This window comes from Embleya sp. AB8 (assembly GCF_049739465.1).
Lineage (GTDB): Bacteria > Actinomycetota > Actinomycetes > Streptomycetales > Streptomycetaceae > Embleya.
This window is the reverse complement of the sequence record NZ_JBMHHY010000034.1, coordinates 110,231-122,189: the sequence shown is the minus strand read 5'-3', so window position 1 is coordinate 122,189 and position 11,959 is coordinate 110,231. Positions and strand designations below refer to the sequence as shown.

9 protein-coding genes are annotated in these 11,959 nt (G+C 71.0%); 3 read left to right on the top strand and 6 right to left on the bottom strand.

Annotation, left to right across the window (positions count from 1 at the left end):
* Positions 1-518: 518 nt before the first annotated feature.
* Positions 519-1,118, bottom strand: coding sequence for a LytR C-terminal domain-containing protein (locus tag ABIA38_RS38260; protein ID WP_424643587.1), 600 nt, complete (start codon positions 1,116-1,118; stop codon positions 519-521).
* A gap of 145 nt (positions 1,119-1,263) precedes the next feature.
* A complete protein-coding gene (locus ABIA38_RS38255) occupies positions 1,264-1,560 on the bottom strand; it encodes a type II toxin-antitoxin system VapB family antitoxin (protein ID WP_020556786.1) in 297 nt (98 codons plus the stop codon).
* Between the two features lie 180 nt (positions 1,561-1,740).
* Here ABIA38_RS38255 and ABIA38_RS38250 point away from each other — a divergent pair, with 180 nt between their 5' ends.
* Positions 1,741-3,297, top strand: coding sequence for a helicase HerA-like domain-containing protein (locus ABIA38_RS38250; protein ID WP_424643586.1), 1,557 nt, complete (start codon positions 1,741-1,743; stop codon positions 3,295-3,297).
* Between the two features lie 28 nt (positions 3,298-3,325).
* On the opposite strand, the gene ABIA38_RS38245 is transcribed toward ABIA38_RS38250, so the two are convergent.
* The 4 genes from ABIA38_RS38245 to ABIA38_RS38230 form a co-directional block, all read right to left on the bottom strand.
* Positions 3,326-5,197: an AAA family ATPase gene (locus tag ABIA38_RS38245; RefSeq protein ID WP_424643585.1), complete on the bottom strand. Its 1,872-nt coding sequence runs from the start codon at positions 5,195-5,197 to the stop codon at positions 3,326-3,328.
* A 103-nt stretch (positions 5,198-5,300) separates the two neighbouring features.
* Entirely contained in the window at positions 5,301-6,713 is a 1,413-nt protein-coding gene (locus ABIA38_RS38240; protein ID WP_424643584.1) for a DUF2201 family putative metallopeptidase, read from the bottom strand.
* 491 nt (positions 6,714-7,204) lie between these two features.
* Complete coding sequence (locus tag ABIA38_RS38235) at positions 7,205-8,029, bottom strand: isocitrate lyase/PEP mutase family protein (RefSeq protein WP_424643583.1); 825 nt, start codon at positions 8,027-8,029, stop codon at positions 7,205-7,207.
* Positions 8,030-8,097: 68 nt separating this feature from the next.
* Positions 8,098-8,643: a hypothetical protein gene (locus ABIA38_RS38230; RefSeq protein ID WP_424643582.1), complete on the bottom strand. Its 546-nt coding sequence runs from the start codon at positions 8,641-8,643 to the stop codon at positions 8,098-8,100.
* A gap of 372 nt (positions 8,644-9,015) precedes the next feature.
* Here ABIA38_RS38230 and ABIA38_RS38225 point away from each other — a divergent pair, with 372 nt between their 5' ends.
* Positions 9,016-10,395, top strand: coding sequence for an FAD-binding oxidoreductase (locus ABIA38_RS38225; protein ID WP_424643581.1), 1,380 nt, complete (start codon positions 9,016-9,018; stop codon positions 10,393-10,395).
* Between the two features lie 17 nt (positions 10,396-10,412).
* Positions 10,413-11,942, top strand: a complete 1,530-nt coding sequence (locus ABIA38_RS38220) for a sensor histidine kinase (RefSeq protein ID WP_424643580.1) — start codon at positions 10,413-10,415, stop codon at positions 11,940-11,942.
* Positions 11,943-11,959: the final 17 nt, after the last annotated feature.

Genomic DNA, 11,959 nt, shown 5'->3' with positions numbered 1-11,959 from the left:
CTCGAACAACTCCCACAACTCGTCCGGCACCAACCGCTCCACAAGCGTCACCGCATCAGACTACCGATCAATCCAAATGAGACGACTTCTTAGGCTTGGTGATCTTCCAGACTGTTCCTATCGAACGCCTGCCGCAAGATCGGCGCGCGCGGGAATGCGGAGGACGTCTACGGGGCGGGCGCAGGAGCGCCGAGGCTTGGGCCCGTACGAGGGAGCTGAGTACCTACGCATCCACCCCAGCGGTCTCAGTTGCGGTCTCATTCGTGGGCGTTCAGTGGCGTTCAGCGTGGCCCGGTCGGGGCGGTTCCGGGCAGGTGGGGAGTCCTCTGACCTGCGGCGGACGCCGACGAGCAGACCTCGAAAGCGTGTGATGGTGCAAGCTATCCGTGGGTTCAAATCCCACCGCTACCGCTCTTGCAGGACGAAGGCACCATCCGGATTCCGGATGGTGCCTTCGTCGTTTCCCGGAGTTCTCGGGGCCCGGGGCTGCCGCCCCTCGCGGGGCGGCAGCGGGTGGGTCAGCAGCCCGGTGGGCGGGTGGGCGGCGGGGGCGGCGGCGGGGACAGGATCGCGGCGACCGCTTCGGGGGTGGCCAGGTCGGTCCAGGCCTCGCCGATCACCAGGTCGACCGAGGCGTCGGTGCGCTGGTCCTCCTTTTCGGTGCTCGCCGCCACCTGCGCGGCGACCACCTTCGCCGGCGTGCTGCCGGGGAAGCCGTGGCGGATCTCGGCCGTGGCCGGGATCTGCTGGTTGAGCGGGTCGTTGGTGATCTTGCCGATGGTGAAGCCGCGGGCCTTGAGCGCGTCGGCGACGGTCTTGGCCAGGCCGGTGCGCTTGGTGGCGTTGTAGACGTTCAAGGTGATCGTCTTGGGCTCGGGCAGCGGTGCGGCCGGCGTGGCCGGCGGTGCCGACGCGCTGGGCGAGGGGCAGGCCGCGGCCTTGCTCCCGTTGTCGGACGTGAAGTGGTACACGCCCCAGCCGGCCGTGGCCAGCACGACCAGCCCGACCACGATCGCGATGACGACGGGCGCGCGTCGCCGGCGCCGCGTCATGCGCGGATACAGCTTGCCAGTGATCTTGTACTGGCCTCCCATGCCGCGGGGAGTGAGCATGCTCATCGATGTGCCCCCGTCCTCGTCCTGCACGGCATGGCCGTGGTCCCGGTCGCCATGCAGTCGAGGTTAGCGCCGACGTGGCGGCTTGCGTATCGGGGCACGGCCGTACTCGTGACGACCACCTGAACGGGCCGCCGGGGTTGCGTGCTCAGCCGAGTTCGAGCACGCGCGCGTGCAATACCTGGCGCTGCTGGAGCGCGGCCCGGACCGCGCGATGCAGGCCATCCTCCAGGTATAGGTCGCCCTGCCATTTCACGACGTGCGCGAAGAGGTCGCCGTAGAAGGTCGAGTCCTCGGCGAGCAGCGTGTCGAGGTCGAGTTGCCGCTTCGTCGTGATGAGTTGGTCCAGACGCACGGGCCGCGGGGCGATGTCGGCCCATTGGCGGGCACCCGACCTCCCGTGGTCCGGGTACGGTTTGCCGTCACCGATCCGCTTGAAGATCACAGGCTCAGCCTACCGGGATCGAGGTCCCCGAAACCCCCACCCGGCGCCGATGCGAGGGACCGGGCGCGCGGAACACGCCGGCTCGGATGGCCGATCCGGCCGGGCAATCGGGATATTTCTTGCGCTATCGGTGTATTCGCTCTGCGCATCCCGGCGAGATCCCGGCGGACGGAGGAGCGGATGAGCGAGCAGGACGACCCGATCGCGACCATCGCGGCCGGGTACGCCGTCACCGGACCCGCCCTGGAACTGGGCGCGGCCGTGGTCGAGGGGACCGCCTGTCCCCAGGCGGGAGTCCGGGTTCCGCTCGCGGTGCTCAACCGGCACGGCCTGGTCGCGGGGGCGACCGGCACCGGCAAGACCAAGACGTTGCAACTGATCGCGGAACAACTGTCCGCGCAGGGCGTCCCGGTCTTCCTCGCCGACGTCAAGGGCGACCTGTCCGGCATCTCCGCGCCGGGCGAGCCGGGCGAACGGGTCGCCGCGCGGGCGGCCGAGGTCGGTCAGGACTGGCAACCCGCCGGGTGTCCGGTCGAGTTCTACGCGCTCGGCGGGATCGGTACGGGGGTGCCGATCCGGGCCACGATCACCGACTTCGGACCGACGCTGCTCGCAAAGGTGCTGGACCTGAACGATACGCAGGAGTCCTCGCTCGGCCTGATCTTCCACTTCGCCGACGAACGCGGCCTGGAACTGGTCGATCTGAAGGACCTGCGCGCGGTCATCCAATATCTGACGGACGATCAGGGCAAGGCCGAGCTCAAGAAGATCGGCGGGTTGTCCGCGGCCACCGCCGGGGTGATCCTGCGCGCGCTGATCACGTTGGAGAACAACGGCGGCGGGGCGTTCTTCGGCGAGCCGAACTTCGACACCGCCGATCTGCTGCGCACCACCCCCGGCGGGCACGGTCTGGTCTCGGTGCTCGAACTCGCGGCCGTGCAGGACAAGCCGCAGCTGTTCTCCACGTTCTTGATGTGGCTGCTGGCCGACCTGTTCCACGATCTGCCCGAGGTCGGCGACCTGGATCGGCCGCGCCTGGTGTTCTTCTTCGACGAGGCGCACCTGTTGTTCACCGGTGCCTCGAAGGCGTTCCTGACCGCGATCACCCAGACGGTGCGACTGATCCGGTCGAAGGGCGTCGGGATCTTCTTCGTCACCCAAACGCCGCGGGACGTGCCCGCCGACGTGCTTTCCCAGTTGGGCAATCGGGTCCAGCACGCGTTGCGGGCATTCACGCCGGAGGACGCCAAGGCGCTCAAGGCCACCGTGTCCACCTTCCCGCGCTCGGCCTACGACCTGGATCAGGTGCTCACCCAGGCCGGTACGGGCGAGGCGGTGGTGACCGTGCTGAGCGAGAAGGGCGCGCCGACGCCGGTGGCCTGGACCCGGCTGCGGGCGCCGACTTCGTTGATGGCGCCGATCCCGGCGGAGGCGATGCGGGCGGCGGTGGCCGGGTCGGCGCTGTTCGCCAAGTACGGCACGGCGGTCGATCGTGAGTCGGCGTTCGAGAAGCTGACGGCCGCGCAGGCGCAGCCGGCCGTACCGGATGCGGCGGTTCCCGAAGCCGAGAAAGCCGGGAAAGCCGAGAAACCAGAGAAGGCCGAGAAGACGCCGCCCGGGGTGGTCGAGCAGGTGATGGGCAATACGGCGGTGAAGTCGATGTTGCGCTCGATGGGCACCCAACTCGGCCGGGAGATCAGCCGCAGTCTGTTCGGCACCGCCCGGCGCAAGCGCTGACGGGCGGGCCGAGCAGGGGTGGCCGGCCTCAGCGGCGCGGCATCTTGGCGAACGCCTCGATCCAGAAGCGTTGTTTGTCCACCGACTGGCCGACCAGATAGCTCGAACGCAGCTTGGGCGGCAGGCCGGCGAGCAACTGCGCGACGGTGTCCAGGTGTTCGCGCAGCTGGGACAACTCGGCGTTGGCCAGCACCTGGTGCACGATGTCGGTGTCGTCGGTGCCCTCGCCGGATTCCTCGTGGGCCGCCGCCAACCGGCGCACCCACTCGTCGAGGTTGGCCGAGATGTCGCCCAGGCCGGTGGCCGGGTTCTCGGCGAAGCGGGCCTCGAGGGCGTTGAGCGGAACCGGCGCGTATTCGCCGTCGCCGAGATAGACCTTGGCCATCTCCAGCGGCAGGTCGCGGTTGTGCAGCTTGATCAGCCGCTCCAGGGTGCGCTTGGTGATCCAGTCGCGGCCCTCGTCGTCGATGTCGTTCTTCCACCACTCCAGGACGGTCTCGGCGACCGGGCCGTACGTGGCGATCAGCCACTCGTTCGCCGGGATGTCCTCGGGGCGGATGGTCAGCGACGCGGTGAAGCGGGTGGCCTGCGCGATGTTGTTGCGCGAGACGAGCATCTTGCGGCCCAGGTGGTACGGCGGGTTCTGCAGCGCGATCTGGGCGCGCAGGCCGGGTATCGGGCGGCCCGCGATCGACCACTCCTGGGTGATCTCCATCAGCTTGGCGAAGGTCGACTTGTCCTTGGGCCGGTTGTACTCGTCCCAGACGATCACCTTCGCGCCGGGATCGGTGAACTTGGCCGCGAGCAGGTTCTCCAGCGAGCCGTCCGGGGTGGGCACGGGGGCGCACAGGTCCTCGACGTTGGTCACCGGCAGGGAGAAGTAGAGCGGGTCGTGGCCGAGTTCGGCGCGCACCACTTCGCGCACCACCTCCGTCTTGCCGCACCCGGGCGGGCCCTGGACCAGCACCGACCAGCGGCGGCGGATCGCCTCGCGGACGATCCGGCGGACCGCGTCCGGTGTCTGGTCGGGGTTGCGCACGCCCAGACCCTCGGCGATCCGGTCGAGCACCTCGTCGGTGCGGTCCGGGCCGGGGGAGCCGTCCTTCTTGGTCTCGGTCAGCGCGAGCCGCTCGCCGTTGACCAGCGGCAGTCCCCACACCAGCGGGAAACCCGCCAGCGCGCAGTCGATCACGTGCTCGAGGGTGCGCGGGGACACCAGTTGGCGCAGCGCCGGGGACAGGCTCGTCCAGACCTGGAACACCGGGCTCAGGTCGGTGCCCGCGAAGCGCTCGGCGAGCTTGAACCGCCACGCGGTGTCGGTCGCGGTGATCTTGACGGTGACCATCCGGTCCAGGATGGCCAGGTCGGTGCGCCGCGTCGCGGTCTCGGCCAGCGACTCGTTGTCGGTCAGGAAGACGCCCACGCAGCCCAGTTCGCGCAGATCGTGCTCGCCGAGCGTCCAGTTGCAGGCGATCTGCATCAGCTGCGACTGGATCGTCTCGCCCGCCTGCAACGCGTCGTCGATCAGCAGCACGAACCGTTTGCCGGGCCGCAGTTGACGCATGATCAGCTGACGCAGCACCAGTTCGCCGGTGCGCGCGTCCCGGACGGGCGCGTTGATCAGCAGGTCGTCGGGGGTGAGGTTGGCGGCGGGTACGAAGACCAGGACGGTGTCCTCGTGCCGCTCGGGGATGTGGCTGAAGAAGGTCGCCGTCTTGCCGATGCCGTGCTCGCCGAAGATCTGGCCGGTCTGGCCGAGGTCGATCATCGCGTCGATGAACTCCTCCAGCTTGGACACGCCCTTCCAGCCCTTGGGGCGTTCGGGGTAGGTGGCGGTGACCTTCCACTTGGGCTCGGCCGCGGGGCGGCCGGCGCGCGTGGTGTCAGCGGTGATCGTCATGGTTCCTTCCGGGTGCTGCCGCACGGCGTGCTGCGGAGGGCTCTTCGGCCGGGTTCTGTCCGGCGGACCGGACCTGGGCGCGTCGGCATGGACCGAGCCCCGATCAGTGGTCGCCGGTGACGACGCGGTGGCAGTCCATCGGCGGGTGATGCCGCTCCGGCCAGTCGTCCCCGCCCTCGGTGATCAGCCAGATCCACTTGTCCGGGTCGGCGGGCGTGATCGGCGGTGCGTAGCCGTCGGTGAGCATGACCACCGCCTCGACCGATTCGTCGAAGCGGCCGGATCCCTCGATCTCCAGGCGGCCCTCGACGTAGTCGGCCACGTTCTGGAAGTCGGTGCCGCCGCCGCCGAGTACCCGCTCGCCCGGCTTGAACGGCATCACCATGCCGTCGAAGCTGAGCCAGTGCGTCTCGACGCCGTCGGCCTTGCCGACCAGTTCGGTCAGCCAGCTCACCACCTGATCGGGCATCGACCCCGAGGTGTCGTAGGCGATCACCACCACCTTGGTCCGCTCCAGGCCGCGCCGGGCGAGCATCGGGTCGTGGCCGAGCGCGGCGAGCAGCGCGCCGCGCTTCTTCGGATAGACCAGCCGCTCACCCTCGCGCAGCTTGGACGCGAGCACGTCCACCAGCCACTGCTGCCACCACTGGACCCGGCGGGTGCGCTGGGTCTCGCCGCGCAGGAAGCCCGCGCCCAGATCGCCCCACAGCCTGGTCGCGCGGTCGGTGGCGCCGTCGGTGCGCGCGAGCAGGTCGAGCAGCTCCTGGCGGGCCAGCCGTTCGCCCCGGCGGGCTGCGAGCAGCACGCTGCGCAGCACCTCGGAGGCCACCCGGTCGACGGTTTCGCCGTCCATCCCGTCGTGGTTGCCGGTGCCGTCGCCCAGGATGACGTGGACGCACAGCGGGGGCGGGATCGGCGGGTGCTTCATCCGCTTGAGCTCGGCGTAGACGGTCGAGTCGGTGTCCACGAACTCGTCGTAGGTCAGTGGTGCCAGGCCCTGGGCCCGGAGGTCGTCGAGGTAGGCCTGGTGGATCACGCGCGGGTCGATGCCGGTGGCGTCCTCGACCTGTGCGCCGGTGTCCGGGTCGGTGCGGTGCAGGATCGGCAGCGTCGTGCGGCCCAGGCGGGTCATCGCGACGTGGTTGATGGTCACCTCGGCGGCGAGTGTGAACACCGGGTCGGCGCGCAGTTCGGCCTCGGCGAACAGGTGCCGCTGGATCAGGTGTCGGGCCTCGTGGAAGAGGACGAACTTGACTCCGTCCAGGCCCAGATCGCAGAAGAACCGCGGGTTGTAGAGCAGCAGGCAGGTGCCGTCGCCGGAGGCCAGCACGGCCGCCGTGTCGATCGCGGTGGTCGGGATGTGGTGGTGGCACTTGGTGTACAACCACGAGGCGATCACCGACAGTTCCATGCCGAAGTCGAGCAGCGCCTCTTCCTTGAGTTTGCGCGCCCGGGCGATCACCTCGTCGTCGGCCGGTCGCCAGGCCTCCAGCGCCCGACGGTCGGTCAGACTCACGACGGGCGCCTGCGGGGCACGTTCGCCATACGCCACGTTCGTCACCTCCCCTCGGTGTCCCTCGATGATCCCAGTGCGGACCGACACCCGCTCGGGTGGTCCCGGTCGCCGTCCCCGGGTGCGCCGGCCGGGACCAAGGGGCGGACGCGCGGCGGATCCTGACGGTGCGTCGGGTCCTCATTGTCCGCCGGGGCGGGTTCGTGGGTCAGCGGGTTTTCCCGGGTTCGGGTGGGCGGGGCGGTTCGTGGGGCCGGCGGGGTGTCGTTCGTGGTGGTGGTGAACTCGCGTACGCGGTCGACGAACTCGCTCCGGTCGCCGGTCTCCCCGGTGGACGCGGGCCCGCCGACCGGTTCGTGCGGGGTGCTGCGGCCGTGTTGGTCGGGAGGAGGTGGCCGGGAGCGTCGGAAAGACCGGCGACGGGCGTCGGCCGCGGCGGCGTACGTCCCGGGTGGGGCGTACGCCGCCGGGCGTCGGGTCAGCGGGCGAACAGTTCAGCGGGCGAACAGTGCGTTCAGGTCGCCGTAGGGGATCGTGTCGGTGAGTCCGGTGTAGGTGCCGCTCTCGTACAGCTCCCGTGCCGCGCGGCGGACCACCGCGTAGGCGGCCTCGGCGACGGCCGAGCCCAGGCTGACCCGGGCCACGCCGAGTTTGCCGAGTTCGGCGACGCTGGGCGCGCCGGGGCCGACCAGCACGTTGAGCGGCGCGGTCAGCGCCTCGGCCAGCGCGGCCACGGTGGTTGGGTCGGTGACGCCGGGGACGAAGACGCCGTCGGCGCCGGCCGCGAGGTAGGCCGCCGCCCGGTCGAGCGTGGTGCGCAGTCGGTCGGCGGGGTCGCCGACGCCGCGGAGATAGGTGTCCACCCGGGCGTTGATGAACAGCGGGACGTCCCCGGCGGCGGCCCGGGCGGCGGCGATGCGCTCGCTCTGCTCGGCGACCGGGCGCAGTGGGGTCGAGCCGCCGTGCGAGGCGTCCTCGAGGTTGACGCCGACGGCGCCGGCGGCCAGTACGCCGCGAATGGTCTCGGCGACTCCGTCCGGGTCCGCGCCGAATCCGCTCTCGATGTCGGCGGTGACCGGGACGTCGACGGCGGCCACCACGCGGGCGATCAGTTCCAGGGCCCGAGCGCGGCCCAGTCGATCGCCGTCGGCCGCGCCGAGGCCCCAGGCGACGCCGGCGCTGGTGGTGGCCACCGCCGGCGCGCCGGCCTCGGCGACGAGGCGGGCGCCGGCGGCGTCCCAGACGTTGGCGAGGGCGAGGGGCGCGGTACTGGTGTGCAGCGCCCGGAAGGTGAGGGCGGTATCCCGCAGGTTGGTCATGGGCCCACTCCACCATCCCGCCCCCCGATCCGGCCGGCGGTTTTGCGCCGGCGTCCCCGTGACCTCGGTCAGGGGTGGTCGATCCGGGCGCAGAGGTCGTCGATGCTGCCGTGCAACATGGTCAGCGTCTTGACGCCGGCGGCGCTGATGTCCACGGTGTACGCGCCGTCGATGGTGTAGAGGCCGCGGGCCACGTTGCCGCCGTTCGGACCGAAGCCGGCGAGGATGGGACCGAGGACGAACCACAGGTGGGACCCGTCGGGGCGGGACTCGACGACCGCACTGCCGCCGGCGTCCGCGTCGAAGTGCGCGCCGGTCGTGGTATCGGTGAGTCGGATGACCAGCGGACCCCGGTAGGCGACCCATTTCGGGCTGCCGTCGGGATAGGTCTCCAGTACCCGCTGCTCGACCTCGTCCCGGATCGCCTCGCCGTGCACGGGAAAGTCGCAGCGGGTGCCGGCCGGGTAGTCGAGCGGCGGTGTCGGCACGGGCTCCCACCGGCCCCCGGGGTCGCCGGCGGTGGGCGGGGGTGTGCCGGCCGAGGCGGCCGGTGCGGCGCCGAGCAGGGTGGCAACCGCGGTCAGCGCGACGAGGGTTCGGCGCGTTCGGCGCATGGGGTCTCCTTGCCGAGACGGTGACGGTGCGCGGGGTCGGTGGCCCCACATTCGGCTTGTTGCCCGCCGCCGACCGGATTCTCACCACGGGAGGGCCGGCGGTGACGGAGTGGTGGTTGCCCGCGCCGACACCGCCGTTCGACTACCCGGCCGGCCGGTGCCGCGCGGGTGCGATTGCGGGGCACTGTGTACGGCGGGAGGGTGGAGAGGTAAGCCCTGCGGCGTTCGGTGAGCCGGCAGGCCGCAGCGTCGTCGGGCCATCGGCGCACGATTGCCTACCGAGGGTCGGCCGGGGGGCCGAGCGGGTTCGCGGTCCGCGTCCCGTCTGCTCGTTTGCTCGTTTGCTCGGCTGCTCGGCTGGGAGAGATGGTCATGGACGGCACTACGCTCGAAGCCATGCGGACCACGTTGCGTGGTCCGGTGATCGCGCCGCAGGACCCGGAATACGACTCGGCGCGGAAGATCTACAACGCGATGATCGATCGCCGTCCCGCCGCCATCGTGCGCTGTACGGATACGGCGGATGTGTTGGCCGCGGTCGACTTCGTCCGCGACCACGAACTCGAACTCGCGGTCCGGGCCGGCGGACACAGCGGCGCGGGCCTGTGCGAGGTGGACGGCGCGGTGACCCTGGACCTGTCGCCGATGCGCTGGGTACGGGTGGACCCCGCGGCCCGGACGGCCCGGGTCGGCGGCGGCACGCTGCTCGCCGATCTGGACCACGCCACGCACGCCTTCGGCCTGGCCACCCCGGCCGGAATCATGTCGACGACGGGCGTCGGCGGGCTCACCCTGGGCGGTGGCCACGGCCATCTGACCCGCAGGTACGGCCTGACCATCGACAACCTGGTGGCGGCCGACGTGGTGCTCGCCGACGGTACCTTCCGCACCGCGACCGAGACCGAACACCCGGACCTGTTCTGGGCGTTGCGCGGCGGTGGCGGCAACTTCGGGGTGGTCACCTCGTTCCGCTTCCGGTTGCATCCGGTGGACACCGTGGTCCTGGGGATCACCCTGTGGCCGGTCGACCACACGCGCGACGTGCTGCGCTGGTACCGCGACTTCCTGCCGCGCGCGAGCGAGGATCTGAACGGCTTCTTCGCGGTGCTCGAGGTGCCGCCCGGTCCGCCGTTCCCGGAGGAGATCCACGGCCACCGGATGTGCGGCGTCGTCTGGTGCGGGACCGGCGACCCGGACGGGGCCGACCGGGCGCTCGCGGCGGTGCGCGAACCGGGCCCGCCGGCCTTCCACTTCACCACACCGATGCCCTATCCGGCGGTCCAGTCGATGTTCGACGAACTGATTCCCACCGGCCTCCAGTGGTACTGGCGCGGCGACTTCTTCGCGGAGATCTCCGACGCCGCGATCGACGTGCACGCCAAGTACGCGGAGAATCTGCCCACTTCGCTGTCGACGATGCACCTCTACCCGATCGACGGCGCCGCGCACCGGGTCGCCCCGGACGCCACCGCGTGGGGTTATCGGGACGCCATGTGGTCCGGGGTGATCGGCGGCATCGACCCCGATCCGGCCAATGCGGAGGTGATCCGGCAGTGGTGCGTGGACTACTGGCAGGACCTGCACCCACACTCGATGGGCGGCGCGTACGTCAACTTCATCGGCGCGGGTGAGGGCCACGAGCGGGTCGAGGCCACGTATCGCGACCACTACGCGCGGCTCGCGGAGATCAAGCGGACGTACGACCCGACGAATCTCTTCCACGCCAACCAGAACATCGTGCCGGCCGGGTAGGTCCAGTCCCTGTTCGTGTGTTCCTGTGTTCCTGTTCCTGTTCCTGTTCCTGTGTTCCTGTTCCCGACCGCGGTCGGGCCGGTTCGGGACGGTGTTCGCGGTCTGGGGGTTTGCCCTACCCTCGGGACCCGGGGCGCCGGCCGGCGGTGGTCGGCCGGTGGTCGGAGGATGTGGGCGTGACCGATACGACAGCGCCGACCCCCTCTACTCCGCCCGTGCCGCCCGTTCCGCCTGTTCCGACTGCTTCGATTTCTCCGATTTCTCCGACTCCTCCAGCCGAGAGCACGCGTGGCGTCGGTGGGTTCGGACGCCGACTCGGCTATCTGCTCGCGGGATTGCCGCTGGGGCTGGCCGCGTTCGTGGTCGCGGTGATCGGGTTGGCGGCGGGCACGGCGACCTTCGTACTGCTGCTCGGGGTGCCGCTCCTGGTCGGCACACTGGCCGCGGCGCGCGGCTTCGCCGCGGTGGAGCGCCGGCGGGTGGTGGCCGTCACGGGGCGGGAGCTGCCGCCGTACGCGTACCGGCAGCCGGCGGGTGACGGGTTCAAGGGGTGGTTGGCCGCACTGCGCGAGCCGCAGTCCTGGCGCGATCTGATCCACATGGTGGTGTCCTTCCCGGTCCGGGTGGCGAGCTTCTGCCTGGCGCTGACCTGGACCGTCGGCGGCCTCGGCGAACTGCTCTACGCCGCGTGGTCGTGGCCGATCCCGCGCGACCGGGGCAAGGAGGGCCTGCTGGATCTGATGTTCGGCATTTCCTCGCGCGCGGCCGAGATCGGCTTCAACACGGGTATCGGGGTGGTGCTGCTGGCCACCGCGCCGCCGCTGCTGCGCGCCCTGGTGGCGGCGCAGGCGGCGCTGGCCCGGGCGCTGTTGACCAACGAGACGAGTGCGCTGCAGGTACGGGCCGAACAACTCGCGCGGGGGCGGCGCGGCGCGGTGGCCGCCGAGGCGCAGACGTTGCGCCGGTTGGAACGGGATCTGCACGACGGGCCGCAGCAGCGGTTGGTACGCCTGACCATGGACCTGGAGACGGTGGCGCGCCGGCTCGACGACGACCCGGAACGGGCCCGGCCGCTGGTCGCCGAGATGATCTCGCAGAGCCACGAGGCGCTGACCGAACTGCGCGCGTTGTCCCGGGGGATCGCGCCGCCGATCCTGGCCGACCGGGGGCTGGCGCCGGCGCTGAGCGCGGCGGCGGCGCGGTGTCCGGTCCCGGTCGCGCTGAGCGCCGAGTCGGTCGAGGGTCGGCGGTTCGCCCCGGCGGTGGAGAACACCGCCTACTTCGTGGTCACCGAGGCGCTGACCAATGTGGCCAAGCACGCGCGGGCCGCGCACTGTTCGGTGCTGGTGACGGTGGACGAGCAGACGTTGTTCGTCACCGTGCGGGACGACGGTCGCGGCGGGGCGCACCCGGGCAAGGGACACGGTCTGGCCGGGCTGATCGACCGATTGGCCGCGGTCGAGGGGCGGTTGACGGTGGTCAGTCCGGAGGGTGGGCCGACTACGCTCACCGCGGAAGTCCCGTTGAGCGGAGTGGGGGAGCACTGATGCGGGTGGGGTCGGCC